The organism is Halalkalibacter hemicellulosilyticusJCM 9152 (assembly GCF_000513115.1).
Classification (GTDB): Bacteria; Bacillota; Bacilli; order Bacillales; family Bacillaceae_D; genus Halalkalibacter; species Halalkalibacter hemicellulosilyticus.
In genome coordinates this window covers 228546-248465 of the sequence record NZ_BAUU01000001.1, presented here as the reverse complement: position 1 = coordinate 248465, position 19920 = coordinate 228546, and the positions used below count along the sequence as shown (strand labels likewise).

General features: G+C 38.8%; 22 protein-coding genes, 1 tRNA gene and 3 pseudogenes. 3 read left to right on the top strand and 23 right to left on the bottom strand.

Features of this window, described 5'->3' with window-relative positions; translation table 11 throughout:
- Together JCM9152_RS01120 and JCM9152_RS01115 are read right to left on the bottom strand one after the other, a co-directional pair.
- Positions 1 to 75 (bottom strand) — tRNA-Asn (locus JCM9152_RS01120).
- 124 nt (positions 76 to 199) lie between these two features.
- Positions 200 to 694, bottom strand: a complete 495-nt coding sequence (locus JCM9152_RS01115) for a SprT family protein (RefSeq protein WP_235715585.1) — start codon at positions 692 to 694, stop codon at positions 200 to 202.
- A gap of 94 nt (positions 695 to 788) precedes the next feature.
- On the opposite strand from JCM9152_RS01115, the gene cmpA reads away from it, so the two are divergent.
- Complete coding sequence (cmpA, locus tag JCM9152_RS22245) at positions 789 to 881, top strand: cortex morphogenetic protein CmpA (protein WP_369384503.1); 93 nt, start codon at positions 789 to 791, stop codon at positions 879 to 881.
- A 48-nt stretch (positions 882 to 929) separates the two neighbouring features.
- Here cmpA and JCM9152_RS01110 read toward each other — a convergent pair.
- The 14 genes and pseudogenes from JCM9152_RS01110 to acpS all read right to left on the bottom strand — a co-directional run bounded on the left by JCM9152_RS01110 (position 930) and on the right by acpS (position 12041).
- Positions 930 to 3082, bottom strand: a pseudogene (locus JCM9152_RS01110) (Tex family protein).
- Between the two features lie 165 nt (positions 3083 to 3247).
- Positions 3248 to 3850: a SpoIIE family protein phosphatase gene (locus tag JCM9152_RS01105; RefSeq protein WP_035339909.1), complete on the bottom strand. Its 603-nt coding sequence runs from the start codon at positions 3848 to 3850 to the stop codon at positions 3248 to 3250.
- Entirely contained in the window at positions 3850 to 4635 is a 786-nt protein-coding gene (sigB, locus tag JCM9152_RS01100; protein WP_035339907.1) for an RNA polymerase sigma factor SigB, read from the bottom strand. Before sigB ends, JCM9152_RS01105 begins: the two co-directional genes overlap by 1 nt.
- Entirely contained in the window at positions 4598 to 5083 is a 486-nt protein-coding gene (rsbW, locus tag JCM9152_RS01095; RefSeq protein ID WP_035339906.1) for an anti-sigma B factor RsbW, read from the bottom strand. The genes sigB and rsbW overlap by 38 nt, the downstream gene beginning before the upstream one ends.
- Positions 5084 to 5407, bottom strand: coding sequence for an STAS domain-containing protein (locus JCM9152_RS01090; RefSeq protein ID WP_035339904.1), 324 nt, complete (start codon positions 5405 to 5407; stop codon positions 5084 to 5086).
- Between the two features lie 65 nt (positions 5408 to 5472).
- Complete coding sequence (locus tag JCM9152_RS01085; protein ID WP_035339902.1) at positions 5473 to 6486, bottom strand: PP2C family protein-serine/threonine phosphatase; 1014 nt, start codon at positions 6484 to 6486, stop codon at positions 5473 to 5475.
- Between the two features lie 30 nt (positions 6487 to 6516).
- Positions 6517 to 6930, bottom strand: coding sequence for an anti-sigma regulatory factor (locus JCM9152_RS01080; protein ID WP_035339900.1), 414 nt, complete (start codon positions 6928 to 6930; stop codon positions 6517 to 6519).
- Between the two features lie 2 nt (positions 6931 to 6932).
- On the bottom strand, positions 6933 to 7289 hold the full coding sequence (locus JCM9152_RS01075) for an STAS domain-containing protein (protein ID WP_035339899.1): 357 nt from the start codon (positions 7287 to 7289) through the stop codon (positions 6933 to 6935).
- Between the two features lie 17 nt (positions 7290 to 7306).
- Positions 7307 to 8125 carry an RsbT co-antagonist protein RsbRA gene (gene rsbRA, locus JCM9152_RS01070; RefSeq protein WP_035339897.1) on the bottom strand — a complete coding sequence of 273 codons (819 nt, stop codon included), beginning with the start codon at positions 8123 to 8125 and terminating at the stop codon, positions 7307 to 7309.
- A gap of 206 nt (positions 8126 to 8331) precedes the next feature.
- Entirely contained in the window at positions 8332 to 8682 is a 351-nt protein-coding gene (locus JCM9152_RS01065) for a type II toxin-antitoxin system PemK/MazF family toxin (protein ID WP_035339895.1), read from the bottom strand.
- Positions 8683 to 8685: 3 nt separating this feature from the next.
- Positions 8686 to 8970: a CopG family ribbon-helix-helix protein gene (locus JCM9152_RS01060; protein WP_035339893.1), complete on the bottom strand. Its 285-nt coding sequence runs from the start codon at positions 8968 to 8970 to the stop codon at positions 8686 to 8688.
- A 100-nt stretch (positions 8971 to 9070) separates the two neighbouring features.
- Positions 9071 to 10210, bottom strand: a complete 1140-nt coding sequence (gene alr, locus JCM9152_RS01055; RefSeq protein WP_035339891.1) for an alanine racemase — start codon at positions 10208 to 10210, stop codon at positions 9071 to 9073.
- A 251-nt stretch (positions 10211 to 10461) separates the two neighbouring features.
- Positions 10462 to 11475 carry a LolA family protein gene (locus JCM9152_RS01050; protein WP_035339889.1) on the bottom strand — a complete coding sequence of 338 codons (1014 nt, stop codon included), beginning with the start codon at positions 11473 to 11475 and terminating at the stop codon, positions 10462 to 10464.
- 209 nt (positions 11476 to 11684) lie between these two features.
- The gene (gene acpS / locus JCM9152_RS01045; protein ID WP_035339887.1) at positions 11685 to 12041 is read right to left on the bottom strand and encodes a holo-ACP synthase; all 357 of its coding nucleotides are present in this window, start codon (positions 12039 to 12041) and stop codon (positions 11685 to 11687) included.
- 107 nt (positions 12042 to 12148) lie between these two features.
- Here acpS and JCM9152_RS01040 point away from each other — a divergent pair, with 107 nt between their 5' ends.
- A complete protein-coding gene (locus JCM9152_RS01040; RefSeq protein ID WP_035339886.1) occupies positions 12149 to 12895 on the top strand; it encodes a rhomboid family intramembrane serine protease in 747 nt (248 codons plus the stop codon).
- 43 nt (positions 12896 to 12938) lie between these two features.
- Here JCM9152_RS01040 and JCM9152_RS01035 read toward each other — a convergent pair whose 3' ends face one another.
- Together JCM9152_RS01035 and JCM9152_RS01030 are read right to left on the bottom strand one after the other, a co-directional pair.
- Positions 12939 to 13466: a hypothetical protein gene (locus tag JCM9152_RS01035; protein ID WP_035339884.1), complete on the bottom strand. Its 528-nt coding sequence runs from the start codon at positions 13464 to 13466 to the stop codon at positions 12939 to 12941.
- A 6-nt stretch (positions 13467 to 13472) separates the two neighbouring features.
- Positions 13473 to 13808: a DUF2325 domain-containing protein gene (locus tag JCM9152_RS01030; RefSeq protein ID WP_035339882.1), complete on the bottom strand. Its 336-nt coding sequence runs from the start codon at positions 13806 to 13808 to the stop codon at positions 13473 to 13475.
- Between the two features lie 196 nt (positions 13809 to 14004).
- On the opposite strand from JCM9152_RS01030, the gene mgtE reads away from it, so the two are divergent.
- Positions 14005 to 15372 (top strand): magnesium transporter, encoded by a 1368-nt coding sequence (gene mgtE / locus JCM9152_RS01025; protein WP_035339880.1) that lies wholly within the window; start codon positions 14005 to 14007, stop codon positions 15370 to 15372.
- A 401-nt stretch (positions 15373 to 15773) separates the two neighbouring features.
- Here mgtE and JCM9152_RS01020 read toward each other — a convergent pair whose 3' ends face one another.
- The 5 genes and pseudogenes from JCM9152_RS01020 to nirD form a co-directional block, all read right to left on the bottom strand.
- Entirely contained in the window at positions 15774 to 16544 is a 771-nt protein-coding gene (locus JCM9152_RS01020) for a LamB/YcsF family protein (protein ID WP_035339878.1), read from the bottom strand.
- A gap of 1 nt (position 16545) precedes the next feature.
- Positions 16546 to 17450 (bottom strand): annotated as a pseudogene (locus JCM9152_RS21180) (5-oxoprolinase subunit C family protein).
- 85 nt (positions 17451 to 17535) lie between these two features.
- Positions 17536 to 18249: a 5-oxoprolinase subunit PxpB gene (pxpB, locus tag JCM9152_RS01010; protein ID WP_035339876.1), complete on the bottom strand. Its 714-nt coding sequence runs from the start codon at positions 18247 to 18249 to the stop codon at positions 17536 to 17538.
- Between the two features lie 274 nt (positions 18250 to 18523).
- Positions 18524 to 19335: pseudogene (locus JCM9152_RS01005) on the bottom strand (uroporphyrinogen-III synthase).
- A 250-nt stretch (positions 19336 to 19585) separates the two neighbouring features.
- A complete protein-coding gene (gene nirD, locus JCM9152_RS01000; protein WP_035339874.1) occupies positions 19586 to 19909 on the bottom strand; it encodes a nitrite reductase small subunit NirD in 324 nt (107 codons plus the stop codon).
- Positions 19910 to 19920 lie beyond the last annotated feature (11 nt).

Genomic DNA, 19920 nt, shown 5'->3' with positions numbered 1-19920 from the left:
TGGCTCCACAGGTAGGATTCGAACCTACGACCGATCGGTTAACAGCCGATAGCTCTACCACTGAGCTACTGTGGAATAATCAACGAATGTCGACTTAAAGTATTATAAACAGTCAACTTTAACATGTCAACCAAAAAAAGCACTTATTTCAGCGACCTCTATAATATATCATAATACAACTTCATCTATCAATACCATTTCAAGATTTTTTTTGCAATTTCCCACGGCATTTCCCACAGACGAATTTGGACGTATCAATCCTTCTTTTTCTTACATATTCCAAGGAACATCCGAGACACCGATAAACATGGGTAGCTTTGTGTTCCCTCTTCATCCCTGGAATCATATCACAATAGCGCGGTGCCCCAACCTTTTTCATTAAGCTTTTGAATTCGCGGTCCTGATGCTTGTACCCTTCACCTTCTATATGTAAATGATAATGACAAAGCTCATGCTTAATAATACCTACAAGTCCTTCATAACCGAAATGTATAACTTGTTTAGGATTAATTTCAATATGATGAGAATGCAACAAATACCTTCCTCCTGTTGTACGAAGCCTATTATTGTACAGCGCGCGATGCTGGAATGGCCGATTAAAGTATGTTAAAGATATTTCTTCCACTAATTTTTGAAGGCTGTTTTCATTTAACCACTTCTTATGCTTATCCATATTTCCACTACCTTTCAACATTGACAACCTTCCTGACATATACTAATAAAAACCGAGATGCTAAGGAGTTGATCCTCATGCCTAACTGGCTGAGACAACAATTAAGGCGAGCTATTTGCGCAAAGATCGTACTCAAATAAAGATTTTAAATCAATGTTGGTTTTATTACAAAGAAAAAATACGCACGTCCATCAAGTCAAGCCTATAGGTATACGAAAAAGCCTGCCTCGATATAGACAGGCTTTCCCTATTACAATCATTGCTTGTCAGGTTCTTTCATCGTTAAAGCAATTCTTCCCTTCCCAACATCTATTTGATCAACCCAAACCGTTACGATTTCTCCAACTGACACAACCTCTAATGGATGTTTCACAAAACGATTTGTCAGCTTCGAAATATGTACTAAACCATCCTGCTTCACACCTATGTCAACAAAAGCACCAAAATCAACAACGTTTCGAACAGTTCCTTGCAATTCCATACCCGCCATTAAATCCTCCATTTGCAAAACGCCTTGCTTTAGTAAAGGCTTAGCTACTTCATCACGTGGATCACGCGCAGGTCGAATAAGTGATTCAACAATATCGCGCAAAGTCGGAACACCAACTCCCATCTCTTCGGCAGTTTGTTGCATATCAATATTTTGCAGATTAAGCTTCACTTTTTCACTACCAATATCATCAGCCTTAGCGCCGACTCGTTTAAGCAACTCTTGCGCTCCCTTATAACTCTCTGGGTGAATAGCCGTAGCATCTAACGGTTGTGCCCCATCAATAATACGCAAAAAACCAATCGCTTGTTCATACGTCTTCGCACCTAGACGCGGAACTTTCTTTAACTGCTTCCGATCCGTAAACCGTCCCAGCTCTTCACGCTGTTTAATAATGTTTGTCGCTACAGATTTCGAAAGTCCTGCTACATATTGTAAAAGCGCAACCGATGCTGTATTCACATTCACACCGACTTGGTTAACAACCGTTTCAACAACGAATGTCAAAGATTCAGACAAACTCTTTTGCGAGACATCATGCTGATATTGGCCAACACCGACCGACTTCGGATCAATCTTCACTAATTCCGCTAGAGGATCTTGTAGCCTTCGCGCAATGGAGACTGCACTTCTTTCTTCAACTTGCAAATGAGGAAATTCCTCTCGCCCTATGTCCGATGCAGAATAAACACTCGCACCCGCTTCATTAACAATAAGATAATAGATTTCACGGTCGATTTCTTTCATCGTGTCGGCGATAAATTGTTCTGTTTCCCTTGATGCCGTCCCATTCCCTATCGCAACCATCGTTACCGAATGCTTCTCAATTAACTGTTTCACGACAGCTGATGCTTTCTCTACTTCATTTCTCGGCGGAGTAGGATAGACAACGGCTATATCCAGCACTTTCCCTGTATTATCAACGACAGCAATTTACAACCGGTACGATAAGCTGGATCAACTCCTAATACAACCTTATCCTTCATTGGCGGCTGTAACAATAAATGTCTTAAATTCTCAGAAAAAATATGAATCGCTTGCGCCTCAGCCTTTTCTGTGAGCTCATTTCGAATTTCTCGCTCAATGGAAGGGGTTATTAAACGTTTATATGCGTCTTCAATTGCATCTGAGACCAAATTTTCTACGATCGAATGCTGAGTGATAAACTTCCTTTTCATTTCTTGGAGCACCCGTTCATTAGGAAAGAGCAATGACACTCGTAGGATTCCTTCCTTCTCACCACGATTCATCGCCAAGATACGGTGTGGTACGATCGCTCGGATCGCTTCATCGTATTCATAGTACATTTCAAACACGCTTTTCTCATCAAGAGATTGATCTTTCACAGACGTTTGAATTTTCCCTTCAGAAAAACCTCGATGACGAATACGCTTCCTCAAGTCAGCATCATCAGACACCCATTCTGCGATAATGTCTTGCGCGCCTTGTATAACTTCTTCGATCGTCGTTACTTCTTTTTCTTCATTTATGTATGCTTTCGATTCACTTTCTATGTCACCTGATTTCGGCAAAGAAAACAACCATTCCGCAAATGGTTCTAACCCTTTTTCTTTCGCTACCGTCGCTCTAGTACGACGCTTTTGTTTATACGGCCGATATAAGTCCTCTATTTCTTGCAGCTTTTTCGCCGATTCAATTTGTACACGTAGTTCATTCGTTAACTTCCCTTGTTCTTCAATTAAGCGCACTACTTCTTCTTGACGTTTCAACAATTGATTTTCATATTCCCATTTCTCAACGATATCACGAATTTGAACCTCATCAAGTCCACCTGTCATCTCTTTTCGATAACGCGCGATAAAAGGAACCGTATTTCCTTCTCCTACTAACTCAATGAGCTGAGTCACATATTGTTCTTTTGTATTTGATTCCTGGGCTAATTTAGCAATTATTTGCATTTTCTTTTCTTCATTCATAGAAGCACCTCTTTATACACATATTATCCATATCATATCACAACTAATCGTTTTCTCGCTCAAACCTCAACCATAGAAAGGCATATGAACGATATATTTCACGAAGAAAAAAGCCCGTTAGCTTAAACTAGCTAACAAGCTTACACACTACCCCGTTATCCTTCCAACAAGAACCGTCACATCATCATTTATTTGCTCTGTACTATAGTTCAAATATGAAGAAACATCTTCTAATTCCTTTATCGACAAAAGTTGTTCCTTATTAAAAGGGGCACTCACACCATCTGAATATAAGCAAAACACACTATCCTTCTCAAATGAAAAGTAATGTATTTTGAACGCACTTTTCCTACCAGATAAATAACCTCTCTTTGGAATCGGCTGAATGAGCTTACCATCTGGCAAACATAACATAAAGCCAATATTACCGTAATTACAATAGGATATTTCTTTTTTTTCATAGTGAATTTTAATAATCGTCAAAACCGCACCGCGTTCAAATAACAAGTCCTTGTTGCCTTTTTCTGCTATAACATCAACGGGATGATGTTGATAACGGACAATTGCGTCCATCACAATGTTAGCAGATCTTCGAGCACCCTCACCGCTACCTAAACCATCAATAACCGTACATAGCATATATTCATCTGTATGTAGAACCGCATGTACATCTCCACAACAAGATTTCCCTGGCTTTGTTTTTTCTAATGCTACAACCTCTGTTTTCCCATCTGTATAATGGTTAATCATTATAAGATCTCCGAAGCTTCGATGTTGATCGATTCCTTTAATCTATTCAATGCTTTACGCTGTAAGCGAGACACATGCATTTGGGATATACCAAGTCGCTCACCCGTTTCTTTCTGACTAAGATGCTCATAATACGTAAAGTAGATAATTTGCTGCTCTCTCTCACTTAATACTTTCAATGCATTCTCGAGCATCATCCTTCGATCAGCTTTTTCAAATCCAGACTCTTCTTCGCCTATTAGATCAAGCAGCGTCGTTTCTCCACCTTCTTGATCGGCTTCTAACGTACGGTCTACTGATAGTGCCTGATAACTTTGACTCATCTCCATCGTTTCAAGTACATCCTCTTCTGAAACACCTAGGTGTTCAGCAATTTCATGAACAAGAGGCGATCGCTGATATTCTGTTGTCAATTCTTCTACGGCATTTTTTATTTTCGGGCCCAATTCCTTAATACGTCTAGGAACATGCACACTCCAAGTCTTATCACGAATAAACCGTTTAATTTCACCGACAATAGTCGGAACTGCAAAGGACTCAAAGCTCCTGCCAAATTCCCCATCAAAGCGTTGCAAAGCTGCCAACAAGCCAACCATACCTACTTGAAAAAGATCCTCTTCATGATCCTTACCTCTGGAAAACTTCCTTGATAATGAATGCACAAGCCCTTTATAGTGCTCAACAATCTTCAACTGAAGTTCGCGATCTCCAGTTTGTTGATATTGATCAATCCACCTATAGACATCGTCATTGCCCTGGTTGCGTTGTATTGATTCGGTCGACATGTTGCTCCACCTCATCTCTGTGAAGAAACTTAGTCATAACTAAAATGACGCCTGCTTGATTACTAATTTCTACTTTATCCATTAATGTGTTAATAAGGAACAAGCCAAGTCCACCTTCCTTCAATTCTGCAACTGGTTGATCTGCATCAACCGGCTTTAAGTGGTCTTTTAAATCAGATAAATTAAAGCTTTGGCCTTTATCCGCAACAGCAACCTCTAATCGGTCATGTTGTACCGAAAAGGATACATTCATCTTCCCTTCTCCTTCATAAGCATGCGTCACCACATTCGTACATGCCTCAGCAACGGCAATTTTCATATCTTCAATTTCGTCATATGAAAAACCGATACGGTTGGCAATACCTGACACAGTTAGACGGACCACCCCTACATATTCGGGCTTGGCAGGTAACGACATTGTTATTTGATCACACTCATGCTGACTCATTTACACTCGCTCCTTCTTTTCAATAGTCATTACTTCGTCTAGTCCCGTTATTGAAAATAGTCGGTGAATCCGTTCAGATAAACCAACAAGTTTTAAATGACCGTTATGATTGTGCATCGCCTTAAACACACCAATAAATATTCCTAAACCAGTACTGTCAATATATTCAACGTCAGATAAATCAATAATGATGTCTTGGTCATGGTATTGTGCCAACGGAGCTAAAGATTCCTTTAATTTAGGTGCAGTATAAGCATCGATTTCTCCTGTAAGAAATACGTTATGTTCATTTTCTTTTTTTTCAAATCGTACGGATAGGTTCATCGTTTCATAACTCCCTTTCCCTTGTATACCTAATATAGTTTCTCCATACCACTACTTACAAGTACTTAAACATTTCTTTTTAAAACAATCATTGTAAAATCATCTTTAAGCTCATACTCTTGCCACTTCGACATTTCTTCATACACATGCTGGACCATCTCTTGTGCGGATGCATACATAGTTTGCCGAAGTAAATTCACAATTTCCTCCCTTTCAATGAAGCGATCTTGATTTCTAGATTCTGTTACTCCATCTGAAAGCAGTACAACAAAGTCTCCAACATTTAAAGGCTTTTCGTATTCTTTATATGCCGTCCCACTTGCTAAACCAAGAACCATCCCTTTTGCATACAACTCTTCGAATGCATCATTATTCGCATCATAAAAGAAGCCTGGCTCATGTCCTGCACTTGCATAATAAAATAAATGCTCATTTATATCATAAGATCCGTACATCATTGTAATAAACATATTATCACTTATATTTTGTTCAACAACACGGTTCACATTTTCAAGCATCACACTAGGCTGCTGATTGAGCCGCGATAAACTATCCATAGCATATTTAATCATTGACATACATAATGCTGCCGGCACACCTTTACCAATAATATCAGCGATTGCTACTCCAACTCTATTATTCTCCTCTTGTATAAAATGGTAATAATCACCACTCATCTTATTAGCAGCAACACTAATAACACCTATATCAAGTGAGCTTGTTTGCGGTACTCGCTCTGGTAGTAATGTTTGCTGCATACTCGCAGCGACATCAATTTCAGATTCTAACTCTAGCTGTCGATCCCTTAAGCTCTGATGCTCACGATATGCCAAACCATATCCCATCATTACTTCTAGTAACAGGTCAAACGAATCTAGCATTTCACCTTGCACATTAGGAAACAGCTCAACTAAAACCGTTCGATGAACACTAACAAATTCTTCAGGTGAAACTTGCTCCTCCAAAAGACGTTTACTAAACTGTTGTGCTTGATAGAGGCCTTGTTCACTCTTTTGATGAAGAAATGTTTGAAGGATCTGCAAATATTCTTGCTCTAAGCTAGTTACCTTCTTGTCCACTTTACTCCCCCTGTCGCCTTTATTTCTTCATTACACTAACCATTTAACGGTTGTAATCGTTGTACCTTCGCCTTCATTTGAATCAATCGTAAACTCATCCATTAGACGCTTAACACCAGGTAATCCGGCCCCCATTCCTCCAGAAGTTGTAAAGCCATCCGTCATCACTTGTCTTACATCTGGAATTCCGGGACCGTTATCTTTTGCAATCACACGAATCCCATACTTTTTAGCCATCTGACTTTTCTTTTCGACTTTTTGAATGCAAATTTCCCCACGTTTCGCATATAAATATATGTTACGAGCTAACTCTGAGATCGCTGTTGTAATTCTTGCTTGATCCACACTACCAAAGCCCACCTCTTTAGATAACGTTCGACCAGCTTGTCGAGCTGCAACAATTCCCCATTCATTTTTTATTTCTACACAGGGTTGTTCGTTCATCTTCACTCCTCCAATTCTAGTTGGAGTTTTTCAAGACCTTGCTCTAAATCCAACGCTGTTTCAACATTTTGCATCTTTATCCCCATATCAATTAGGGTTATAGCAACAGCTGGTTGTATCCCGGTCAAAACAACCTTGGCCCCCATTAATCCAGACATATCAACAACATCACCTAACACTTTCGCGATAAATGAATCGATCATATCTACAGAAGTTAAATCAATAACTACTCCTAATGAGCCTTCATTATGAATTTTATTTAATAAGTCCTCCTGAAATTGCAGCGCCGTTTGGTCATCTAATTCAACTTGAACGCTGACTAACAAATAATGACTTAATTTTAATATTGGTATTCTCATAAATTCCGCCCTCCTTTTTAAAGGTCAACTACTTTTTTATTAACAAACTCGAATGCCGTTTCTATCCCTTTCTTCAATGTACTCTTAGTAGGGAATTCACTAAGGTCTATACCAAGGTTAACAATCGTTTGAGCGATCTCAGGGCGTATTCCCACTAAGATACAGGTCGATCCTACTAAACGAACAGCTTCAGATGCTTGAATAACATGATGAGCAACCATTGTATCTACTACTGGTACTCCAGTAATATCGATCAGAACAACCTGCGAACGATGCTCAATAACTCCTTCTAATAAATTTTCCATAATGAGCTTTGCTCGTGCTGTGTCAATCGTTCCGATTAACGGCATAACCGTTACCCCTTCAAATACAGGAATAAGCGGTGCCGATAATTCTAATAGAGAAAGCTTTTGCATTTCGAAAATAGTTTCCCATGAACCGGTGTAATCAGAGACTAATTGATTGATGATCCCACTCGTCCACTCCTCAAGGTCATGAAACACCTCCATAAACTCTTTTATATTTGCACTACTAGAAGAGTAAACATCAACAATCACTCTACGAAACGCTTGTAAGCCTTGAGTGAAATACGCTAAAGGCCAACCACTTTGTATATATTCATCAGCAAAGTCACTTATTTTCACTTTCGCTTCTGCTGAACCTAAGTTAGCCATGCTAACAATGTAATTCATAAACGTTTGATTCGTATTTTCATAGACTGAGTCTGAAATAGAATCTAAATAATTTTCCTCTCTAATTCCCTTTAACTGCTCATCCCACTTTTCAAGTATTTCTTCACGATTTCTTGAAACAAACGATACTAAGTAAGGTTGCATAACTCCATTCCCCTTCCATTTCGATACCATTATTATTTCATGACACCGGTTTCGTTGCAAAGATTTTTGCGCTTTACAATTTTGTTACATTCGTTTTACTTAGCTTATTTTCGGGTAATGTCACTTATAAGTCACGTTTTGATTTATCGATTTATAAATATTCTTATACGCAAAAAAACCCCGCATAGCGGAGCTTCTCGTTCGATTTAAAAATCAATAAGACCTAAACTGATGAATAAGGCTTCATTTACTCGATTCATCATATCATCATCTAGATGAGTAATTTTATCTGTTAATCGTTGTTTATCAATTGTACGTATTTGTTCAAGCAAGATAACCGAATCACGATCAAAGCCATAACGCTTTGCATTAATTTCAACATGTGTCGGTAGCTTCGCCTTTTGAATTTGTGCTGTAATCGCTGCTACGATCACCGTAGGACTAAAACGATTCCCAATATCATTTTGGATAATAAGGACAGGCCTAACCCCTCCTTGCTCAGATCCTACAACAGGAGAAAGATCAGCAAAATATACATCACCTCGTTTGACCATCAAAGGCTACACCCCGCTCACTAAGCGATCGAGGGTATTCTCTGCTTCCTCCTCGGCAAGAAAAGATTCTGAAGCGATATTTAAGTTAATTTTCGCCATTTCCATATAACCTTGCTGCATCGTCTCACGGATTTGACGTTTCTTCCGCTCACGAAGGTACATCTTAGTTGCTTGTGAAATAAACTCACTACGATCGACATTCTCTTGCTTGATCATACCGTCCACCTCGTTCAACAAATGTTGTGGCAAATTAATAACAATCCGCTCTGTACTCTGTTCTGACACAAACATCCACCCCCAGCATCCACCATTACACGAACTAGCTTATAGCCTATTTATCTCCAAAATTAATCATACCATTTGCCAATACCATTTGCAAAGTCAATTCAAATTAATTTATATAAACTCTCGGAACTCGCATTCCAATCATACAAACAATTTCATAATTAATTGTCTCAAGCCTTTGGGCAACTTCATCAACTGAAATTGACGTATTATGGTCATGACCAATTAATGTCACAACTGTTCCAACCTCAACCGCCCCTTTAAGATGAATCATGCATTGATCCATGCATATCCGTCCAACTAAAGGGACACGCTCCCCATTCACAAGCACTTCCCCATTGTTTGTACTATTTTTTCTAATCCAGCCATCTGCGTAACCAATTGGTATTGTCCCAATCCATTCATCTGTTTCTGTTTGATAAGTCGCCCCATAACTTATTGCTTCGCCTGCAGGAAGCTTTTTAACATGCGTTAATCGACTTTTAAGCGTAAATGCTGGCTTTAACTCGATAGGTAGTTCTTCTTTTATTTCTAATGATGGTGTTAAGCCATATAAAGATATACCAAATCTAAACATATTAAATGTATGATCCGGAAAACGCATCCCCGCTGCACTATTTCCACTATGAATAAGGGGTATATGGACACCTAGCTCCTTTATCCATTTCAACACATTGAGAAAACGTTTTTGTTGCGTTTCATAATAGTCAGTATTTTTTTCATCTGCAGTTGCAAAGTGTGTAAATACCCCTTCTAATTCCATGTTCGGATGTTTCGAAATAAACGAAACGATCGGAAGAAGTTCAGATTTCAAACGCACACCAATCCGCCCCATGCCAGTATCGATTTTTATATGAATGAATAATTTCTGATCAGTACCAATATGAAGCTTTGCCTCCTGCAACCACTCTAATTGAAAGACCGTAACAGTGATTCGATAACGAATGGCAATTGTCACATCCTCTGGTCTAATACGTCCCATTACGAGAATTGGCGCTTCAATCCCGGCTTCCCTTAATTCAATTGCTTCATCTAATAAAGCGACAGCCAAGTAAGCTGCCCCACTCTCAAGCACTGCTTTTGCCACTTCAATAGCACCATGACCGTATCCATTCGCCTTCACAACTGCCATAACCTTTACATCTCGTCCACGATTGTGATAGAGATTACAGACCGACTTCATATTATGACGAATAGCACGAAGATCGATTTCTGCCCATGTATCTCTATAGAATTCCTTACTCATTCTATGATCCTCCAATGAAACTCTACTCATACCTAAACAAATGTCTAGTCCCTCTATTTTACCATAATTCTTTCATTAGGTTACAATCAAACCTTTAAAACGAGTGGTATTCTCGTATCAAGCGAGCAACGAGTGCAGCCAACACCCTTCATTGAATTGTCTCTCTAGCTTCTTCAGTTCTTCTCATATTTCCTTCCCGAAAAATTCTTACCTTTGAAAAAAAGACTCAGCATTACGCCGAGTCTCAAGCCTTACTTTTCTTCCGTTCCATACACAGAGCTCGCAATTGCGATCATATCATCAGCATCCAAATGTTCAGATGCCATAAAGAAGTCCACACCATTGTATGTCCAAGTCAAAGATTCATTTGTCATCACACCAATTGTAAAGCCGAGGTCAACAGGCTCTCCTTGACCACTCATATTCATTGGTGTAGAAGCTGGAACGACTCGACTCTGTTCCTGAATAATCGTAAATGGCTTTTCTCCACTATATTCTAAAACAACTCGCTCCTCCCCTTCTGACCCTATACTCTTGGAGGAAGCTAATTGTGTACCATCTGGTGTAAATAAAGGATAATGGACAGCCATCGGTTCAGTCGGTTCCGCCATCGCAGGCTCATCACCCATTTGCGCCCCATTCATATTTCTTTCTGTATCAAAGTCACCATCATTAAAGGAGGCGTTCCACTCAAAACTCGTAAATTGCAAAGTAACCAGCACCTCTAGATCAGCATTCATCACCTTTACTTCAACCGGCTCTAAATCTTTCTTATTCAACTTAATTTCCTGTGTGTGCAAATTTTTATTTTGATAATTCGTATTCGTTTGGAATACATAATGATCCTCATCCGCCTGGAAGGAACGCTCTGGATCCATTAAAATGTCTTGAATAAGCGATTCGTATAAATAAACTTGACTACCGTTTGTTGGCCAATCACTTTGGAAACGGAAGCTTTTATTCAAGGCAGGTGTTAACACAAACACTCCATCATCATTTCGTAAAATAATTTGACTTTGATCCTTGTTCTCATTTTCTAAAGCTACTCGATAATGGCTATCTGACTGATGCCAAACCTCAACCCAGTATTGTTGCTGCTCCTGTCCAGTTTCCAATGTCATTGTTGCTTCCAACTTATACCCAGTCATATCAGAATGTTTCTTTTCTAAATCTGTCATAATGTCTTCCTGTGTTTTTTCACCACAACCTGCAAGAATTATGGCAAGTAACAAGCCTGTTGTAACAAACCACACTACTTTTCTCATGCCTTCACCCCTTTGTCTCATTTGAAAGAAGATCAAATGCATTCATCACGTCATTTGCTTGCTGCTGTTCATCTCTACCTTAATGTGCATGACTGGGAATGCACTGTGTAGATACTGCATTATAGTCAATGATTAGACGCTGAATGACTCTCCTCTTCTATTCGCACTACAACTATATGAGACAACCTTAGGCAATATGCAGACTAGCTTTACAAGCTTTCAATAATAACTTGAGCAATCGCGTAGGAACGGCTATGTGAAATTGAAAGATGGAGATGGCCCTCTACTCCCTTCACTTCCATTACAGGCTTACCGGATTCTTCTCTCATAATCGTTATATCATGCCAGCTATATTGCTTAGAAATACCCGTTCCCACCGCTTTAACGAATGCTTCCTTCGCCGCAAATCGTCCAGCTAGAAATTCTAACTGTCGCTTATCTTTTAGCGTTTGATACAATTCATGCTCCTTTTCGGTTAAAATTTTCGTAGCAAACTTTGACTTCCGATTGACTATTTGTTCGATTCGTTCGATTTCAACAATATCAATCCCAATTCCTTTTATCATCATTTCCCTCATTTCTACTTATGAATGTTCCCCATTCATTTACATAGTCTATAGTAAGGAATTATGCCGATTCTCTGCTATAATAGCAAATAGAAAGGAGATGAGTTATGTTTATTCGTCATGAAAGCTTCTACTCTTTTAGGAAGAATTACCCAGTTATTACTACGTTAGCGGCCATACATTTAATTTTATTTGCTTGGATGAATTTTTTACCTTTTGGAGGATGGATTCAATACTTTGGAGTAGGTTTTAATTTAGCTGTCGCAAATGGGGAATATTGGCGACTTGTCACACCCATCTTTTTGCATTTAAGTTTGACACATGTTGTATTTAATACATTCTCATTAGTTATTTTCGGACCCGCCGCTGAGAAAATGCTAGGTTCCGTTAAATTCATCATTTTTTACTTATTAACGGGCATCATTGCAAATATAGCGACCTTTATTTTAGAGCCACTTAATTACTCTCACTTAGGAGCATCAGGTGCTATCTACGGGGTACTTGGTTTCTATTTGTACATTGTCATTAACCGCAAAGACTTAATGGATCGTAACAGCGGACAAATTGTGGTGACGATATTAATTATTGGACTAATCATGACTTTTGCTTATTCAAATATTAATATACTCGCCCACTTATTCGGCTTAATCTCAGGTGCAGCTATCGCTCCTCTCTTCTTAGTCGGCGTGAAACCTTATTACATGCAAAGAGCAGCATACACAGAACCTAGCGAACCTGTCTTTAATCCAAACAGGTGGCAACAACGAGCAAAGAAGAAACAATTAATGGTTCGAATCGCGTGGATTGCTTTAGCTGCGCTTATTATCATCGGTATTCTCTCAAGACTTTTTTAAATATAATGAAAAAAGTAGGATGATCGATTTAGAACCTAGCATCCTACCTCCCCTCTTTCCATATAAATTTCTTTTCATGTAACAAATCATACACTTCAATAACCGTAGGCTTACGACCAAATTTATATTTACAATAAATACTAACAATAATGCAAAAATCCTCAAAGACGCATTCTGTTACACCAACCATCATTTTTTGAACAGCAAAAGATGATGGTTCTTGACTCTCAATAAAAAGCATTGTTTCACTATCAATCTTTTTCAACTCAGCACTCATTTTCTTTGCTAGAAACCATTTTAACAAATGGTCAGTTAATGGTACGAGCACCAAATGAAAGTGCCTTTTAGAATGAAATTTGGACTTCTTCAAGACTTCCCATTCTTCTGATACTTTTTTCAAAAACTCAAACGTCGTAACCGAATTGCTCGAACAATGAAAGACAATGCGATTCACACTTGACTGAACTGTTTGCTGCCAACTTAACTGATTATGTATACTTCCTTCGCTGTTCATAAACGGGTTCATGATTAATTTTCTGTATTGATACATGAATGTCGTGTGTGGTCTCATCGGTGTTCATCCCCTACTTTTTTGCTGATAGTGTGCACATTCATTTTTATACGCGCAATGGATTTCACAGTCATCGATTGCTTGATAAATTGAGCACCATGACCGCTTAGCATAACAAATTGGAATTTCTTGCTCACTTGCTTTTTTCTTTAGGGCACTTGACAAATTATGGTTAATGAAATCCGTCAGTACAAGGATCAAATCAACATGAGCCGGAATTCTCCTTTTTACCATCTGTACTTTGCGTCCACTCAAATGAATGATTTCATCAAACCCTAGCTCTTCAAGCTTCTTTGGAATCGAACCAAGACGATCTGCTCCTACTATTAATAACGAAGACATTTTATTCCCCTTTCAATTGATAACAATTATCATTATCATAATCTTAATTGATTTTACTTATCACTGTCAACACCTTCACGATAATTTTAGAAAAAGTTTGAAAATATCCTCTCGTTTAATAGGTTATATTAATAGGTAGTCAAGCACGCAATTTTCTTGTAAAGTTAGTACATACTAGAGGAGGTGCTGATGCTATATGATAGCAAATATGACAGAAGATCAGTTGCTTGTATTGGTCATAAAGTATTTAAAAGAGACAAAAAAAAGTGCCTTACAACAAATACTCGATGAACTCCACCCATATGATGTCGCTCAATTATATAAAGGTTTACCTGAGAAGCACCATCATAAATTTATTACGTTTCTTACACCTGATCAAATTGCCGATCTTATTCAAGAATTAGACCATGACATGCAAATTGAGATTTTACATAAGCTTGGTATAGAACGTTCCTCTAAAGTTATGGACTTAATGGACAATGATGACCTTGCTGATTTATTAAATGAACTATCAGTTGATAAAATCCAAGAATTTCTTGATGTCATGAAAAAAGAGGATTCACAACACATTCAGTCCTTAATGAGTTACCCTGCCGATACTGCAGGTGGACTAATGACCAACCAGTTTGTCTGGATACATGCAGACCAAACGGTAAGACAAGCTGTTGATAAACTAAAGGAATATGCCCACTTTTCCGAGAATATCTATTATTTATATGTGATTAATGAAGAAAAGCAATTAGTTGGAGTTGTTTCTTATCGGGATTTACTTATTGCTGATATGCACGAAGTCATTGAGGATTTAATGTTCAATCGTGTCGTATCTGTTCATGTAGATGATGATCAAGAAGAAGTTGCCCAAACGATTGAACGCTATGACTTCATTGCGGTGCCAGTTGTAGATAACCGTAATAAATTATTAGGAATTATTACCGTCGATGATGCCATTGATGTATTTATAAAAGAAGCGAACGAAGATATTGAGAAATTATCTGCTTCCGGTAAAGATATCGATTTCCATACAAAGGCTACGACTGCTGCAGTGCGACGATTACCTTGGCTTGTATTGTTATTATTTATTGGACTTGTTTCAGGAAGTATTATTAGTGGTTTTGAAGAAACACTCGAACAAGTTGTAGCGCTTATTTTCTTTATGCCAATGATTGCCGGAATGACTGGAAACACGGGAACTCAGTCACTAGCCGTCGTCGTTCGTGGGATTGTGACGACAAACGTCGATCGAAAAACAGCATTTAAACTTATTTTACGTGAGCTGCGTGTCGGTATTATCATTGGGATCACTTGCGGTGTACTTATATCTTTAATTGCTTTTCTTTGGCAAGACCAGAATATGTACTTAGGTTTTGTTGTCGGTGTTTCATTACTTGTAACGCTGATCGTCGGAACATTAGCAGGAACGATCATTCCGCTCTTATTGTACCGTTTCGGAGTAGATCCAGCGGTCGCATCTGGTCCTTTAATTACTACATTAAATGATATTTTCTCTTTAATGATTTATTTTGGTATTGCGACGGCATTCTTACATCAGCTTGTCAGTTTATAAGTAAATGCCAGACATTCCCCAGGAAATATGTAAAAGGATTACTTGTTTTGTCGGGCGAAGTGAATTTTTGCTCTCTGCTCCTACAAGAAGCGAAGGGCACCTAAAAAGTTTTCTTCTAAACTTTTTAGGTGCCCTTGGAAGCAAAGTGCATTTCAAATCGGCGCATTCACCCTTTTTATTCTTCTTTTAAAATAACAACTTTGCTTTTGAATCAGCCTACTTATTACTAATTGACCAAATACCCGCCTAATGTCCAATACAAAATACCATATAAAACGGTTAGGCCTGCAATTAATGCAAAAAGCTTTTTATTCGACAGTTTCATAATGAATCACCTTTTTCATTTCCTTATAGTTTAAAAAATTATACAGTTACTTACGAGGCATAAGATTGACTATTTATTAACTATTACTGCTTACTGGGGCCAAAGTAATCCCCTCTTGCTCAAGTTCATGCCGTAGCCGCCTCCCAAACTGTACAGCTTCATCATTATCACCATGTATACAGACCGTATCCGCAGAAATGGGTACCCACTTCCCATCAATAGACAAAACTTTGCTTTCCTTCAACATCGTCAATACTTGCGCTACTGCCACCTCTTCATCTTGAATGATTGCTTTTTCACCAAAATGACGAGGCGTCAGCGTCCCATTACCTTGATACGTGCGGTCAGCAAATACTTCATTGGCAACTTTTAAATTCTTAGCTTGGCCAGCCTCTATTAATTCACTTCCTGCAAGACCGTATAAAATGAGCGAGGAATCACAATCTACGACTGCTTGTGCAATCGCATCTGCAACTTCCCGATTAATCGCAGCTTCATTATACAACGCTCCATGTGGCTTTACATGCTTTAATGGCACCTGAAACAACTGACAAAACCCTTTAAGCGAGCTCACTTGATATACAATCATATGATAGATATCCTCAGGTGTCGTTTGAATCGATCGTCGTCCAAAGCCGATCAAATCTTGATAACCAGGATGCGCACCAATTTCTAAACCTTGCTCCGCAGCCATCTTAACCGTTTGCGCCATCGTATTATGGTCTCCTGCATGGTATCCACATGCAATATTAACAGAGGTCACTTCTTTCATTAGTAAGCGATCATTCCCAACTTTATAAACACCAAAACTCTCACCTACATCGCCATTCAAATCAACTGTTAACACATCAAACTCCTCCATCTATCCATTTTGCATAAATACTTGCTTTTAGCTCACCTAAATGTTCTTGTTTTTTTCTAAATAACTGCCCAGCTGTATTCATGTCTATCTCTTTAAGAAAAAAGCAATCTCCTGCCTTCATTTGAGCTAGCTTCGATCGATCAACCGCTGCTACCTGACCAATAATAGGATATCCACCAACCGTTTGACTATCAGCCATTAGTATAATCGGCATTCCATCTCCAGGTACTTGGATTGTACCAAATGATACAGGCTCTGATAACAATTGCTGTTGTTTTTTTAATGTTAAAGGACTTCCTTTAAGCCGATACCCCATACGATCCGCTTCAGTCGTGACTGTGTATGAGCTATTCCATAGGATTTGGACACTTTCTGGCGAAAACAAATCATAATGTCTCCCACGAATCACGCGAATACAGTTGGAATGAGTATTCATACACAAACGAGATGAGACTCTCCATTGTGCGATCCTTCGTTTTTGACTTGTGAGCAACGTATAAAGACCTTCAGATCGTCTGTTCCGTTGTCTACATATTAACCGATCTCCTTTTTTTAAAGGTCGTCCGTCAAGCCCTCCAATTCCAGCTCTTAAATATGTACTGTAGCTATTCATAACCTTGTTTATTTGCAAGCCTCCCGCAAAGGCAATATAAGCACGACATCCATCTTTGATTTGATGAAAGGAAAGTTCATCTCCCTCTTCGCAATAATCGGTCGATTTAACGGGATTTGAGCTCCATTTAATTTTGGCGAAAGATCTCCACCGGTAATGGCAAACATGACAGACTCATTAAATTGCATAGTTGGCCCAGTCATCGTTACTTCCAAAGCAGCTTCATTCTCATCATTCCCTACAAGGACATTCGCTATTTGTATAGCGTCTATATCCATTGCTCCTCCTATACTAACCCCCGCTTTTTGAAATCCAATTCTTCCAGTATCCTGAACAGTTGTCAAAAGACCAGCCTTCACTATTTCAATAGTCATATTCACCCTCCTCATATAACCAAATTTGACTTTCATCAATTGGTACAAATTGAACATGATTACCTACTTGTAGCAATGTGACTGGATTTCTTTCGCTATGAAATAACGTTATAGGAGTTCGACCAATGATGTGCCAACCACCAGGAGATTCAATTGGATAAATCCCTGTTTGGGCTCCCCCAATTGCCACAGAACCAGGAGCAATCTTTAACCGCGGTTGATCTCTTCGTGGCGTGACAAGCCTTTGATCTAGCTCTCCTAAATATGGAAAACCCGGTGTGAAGCCGATCATATAAACCGTATATATTCGATCTGAATGAAGCGAGATCACTTCAGCAGGTGTCAGCTTATGATACTCCGCTAATGTAATTAAATCTGGTCCAGATTCTCCACCATAAACGACTGGGATTTTGACTAACCCCCCCTTTGCTTGTTGACTTAATTTCCCCTGTAAACATCGCTTTATTTCTTGAATTATAAAGTCCAATGGGCTTTCTAATACGACCATCAAAGGATTTACATAAACCATAACACATGTATACGACGGTACAACTTCGATAAGCCACTCAAAGTGACTGGCTTCTAATAACGATGTTACCGCTTTCGCTTTTGCGTGAGTCTCTTGATTTAATGTCGATCCTAACTTAATTAAAACGGCTGACTCATGTACTTTTGTAATTGATGTGTATAACGAGGCTTTCATTCCCTTCCCCTTCCCATTATTACAAATAAAGAAAAACTGCACAGCAGTCTTTTTTTATAGCGGCGCGTGGAGCCGTTACAGCGGTTTTCAGTTTTTCTGAAAGTGGGGTTCTTTCAGAAAAACGTGTAACGAGCGAGGACAACGACTCCTTCGAATCCGCCTACTTCCTCCGATGAAACGTTTGAAAATAATCTTAGAAGCTCTTACATCTCCTAAAACACTAGAAAAGACAAGGGTACCGGAAAAATTTTCTTTAAAACTTTTCCGGTGTCCTTTAACCCATTTTTTCCACATATCGAGATACTTCTAAAATCATTGCACCCATTCTTTCCAATTCTGGATATACAATACGGGTTACGCCTTCCTCTTCCAAAGCTTCAGCCGTCACTTTTCCGACCGCAACTGCGATGACCTTATCATTTAATGTCTCTACAAGCCATTTTGCGTACTGATTTTCAGACAAATAATGAAAGAAAGAGCGAACTTGGATCGCAGATGTAAAACAAATTGCATCTACCTCCCTTGCTTAAGTTCTGCTATCAATTGATCCATTGTCTTCTTTTCGGGTGGAACATGTTGATAAGGTAGTACTTCAATAACAGTAGCACCTCCTTTTTGCAGGAACGCAATTAAACTTGGAACATTTTCTCCATGTAGTTGGACAAGCACTCGCTTACCAGCAAACGAGATTCCTTTTAATTGCTCAATGAGTCCAGCAACCGTTCCGTCTTCATCTTTCACATCAGGCTTCAACCCTAGTTTCGATAAAACAGCAAACGTTTTGTAGCCTCTTGCTGCCACATTTGCCTTATTAAGCTGAGTTAAAAAGTCTTCCTTTAATGACAGTTCTTCTGCAATATTTATTAATGCTTGTGTACCTATACCCGTTGTGAAAATTGCCCAATCAAACCCATTTTGAATGGTTTCTTTTAAGATAGGCTTCACTTCACCGTCAGCCTGAAAAACCGTTCCCTGTAATGAACGTACAAGAGGGATTCCACCTTGCTTTTCTACTAGTACACTCATTTCTTCTGTTTTCCGCGAAGCAGCCAATACGATCTTCTTGCCTGATAAGCCCTTTTTCAATGAAATCACCCTCTCCAATTGCTATTGATCCTATTATAACCTAAAGCATATAGCAACTTTAACGAATTTAATTAAACGTTTATTTAATTGCAATTATTTTAGCGGAAGTGCTCCGCTCCCCTCCAAGTAGTCACTTTAAAATCCGAAATATACCTTTTCATAGCTCCTCCATCCTTAATACACTCAATTACGTTTTTTTAATAGAAAAAGCACTCAAAAAGGCAAATAACCTCTTTGAGCACTTATAAACTTACACATTTATAAAAACAGCATCATCTTTAATTTCAACATCATAGCGTTTCACACAGCCTTCATCAGGTGCTTGAACGCGTCCATCCTTCATATTGATCTTCCAATCATGCAATGGACAGAATACATGTTCACCACTTACAATCCCTTCTGACAATGGCCCTCCCTTATGTGGACAGCTGTTTTGAATGGCATAAACATCTCCATTTTTTTGCTTAAATAATGCGATTTCTTCATCCGCTACCTTTACTCGTTTCCCTACTCCGATCGATAGATCAGAAACATAAGCAACCTGTACTTTTTTTGCGCTTTTTGTTTGACTCATTTTAGGTTCCT

What these genes read in the sequence shown, in the direction of transcription:
- rsbRA (WP_035339897.1), bottom strand. Translation starts at nt 8,125, where the DNA reads ATGCAACCTTACTTAGTATCGTTTGTTTCAAGAAATCGTGAAGAAATA.
- rsbW (WP_035339906.1), bottom strand. Translation starts at nt 5,083, where the DNA reads ATGAGTCAGCATGAGTGTGATCAAATAACAATGTCGTTACCTGCCAAG.
- JCM9152_RS01060 (WP_035339893.1), bottom strand. Translation starts at nt 8,970, where the DNA reads ATGTTTGTGTCAGAACAGAGTACAGAGCGGATTGTTATTAATTTGCCA.
- JCM9152_RS01030 (WP_035339882.1), bottom strand. Translation starts at nt 13,808, where the DNA reads ATGTCTTCGTTATTAATAGTAGGAGCAGATCGTCTTGGTTCGATTCCA.
- JCM9152_RS01035 (WP_035339884.1), bottom strand. Translation starts at nt 13,466, where the DNA reads ATGAGACCACACACGACATTCATGTATCAATACAGAAAATTAATCATG.
- mgtE (WP_035339880.1), top strand. Translation starts at nt 14,005, where the DNA reads ATGATAGCAAATATGACAGAAGATCAGTTGCTTGTATTGGTCATAAAG.
- JCM9152_RS01080 (WP_035339900.1), bottom strand. Translation starts at nt 6,930, where the DNA reads ATGAACGAACAACCCTGTGTAGAAATAAAAAATGAATGGGGAATTGTT.
- pxpB (WP_035339876.1), bottom strand. Translation starts at nt 18,249, where the DNA reads ATGAAAGCCTCGTTATACACATCAATTACAAAAGTACATGAGTCAGCC.
- alr (WP_035339891.1), bottom strand. Translation starts at nt 10,210, where the DNA reads ATGAGTAAGGAATTCTATAGAGATACATGGGCAGAAATCGATCTTCGT.
- JCM9152_RS01115 (WP_235715585.1), bottom strand. Translation starts at nt 694, where the DNA reads ATGTTGAAAGGTAGTGGAAATATGGATAAGCATAAGAAGTGGTTAAAT.
- JCM9152_RS01090 (WP_035339904.1), bottom strand. Translation starts at nt 5,407, where the DNA reads ATGAACCTATCCGTACGATTTGAAAAAAAAGAAAATGAACATAACGTA.
- JCM9152_RS01040 (WP_035339886.1), top strand. Translation starts at nt 12,149, where the DNA reads ATGTTTATTCGTCATGAAAGCTTCTACTCTTTTAGGAAGAATTACCCA.
- JCM9152_RS01050 (WP_035339889.1), bottom strand. Translation starts at nt 11,475, where the DNA reads ATGAGAAAAGTAGTGTGGTTTGTTACAACAGGCTTGTTACTTGCCATA.
- sigB (WP_035339907.1), bottom strand. Translation starts at nt 4,635, where the DNA reads ATGTCGACCGAATCAATACAACGCAACCAGGGCAATGACGATGTCTAT.
- JCM9152_RS01075 (WP_035339899.1), bottom strand. Translation starts at nt 7,289, where the DNA reads ATGAGAATACCAATATTAAAATTAAGTCATTATTTGTTAGTCAGCGTT.
- JCM9152_RS01105 (WP_035339909.1), bottom strand. Translation starts at nt 3,850, where the DNA reads ATGATTAACCATTATACAGATGGGAAAACAGAGGTTGTAGCATTAGAA.
- nirD (WP_035339874.1), bottom strand. Translation starts at nt 19,909, where the DNA reads ATGAGTCAAACAAAAAGCGCAAAAAAAGTACAGGTTGCTTATGTTTCT.
- acpS (WP_035339887.1), bottom strand. Translation starts at nt 12,041, where the DNA reads ATGATAAAAGGAATTGGGATTGATATTGTTGAAATCGAACGAATCGAA.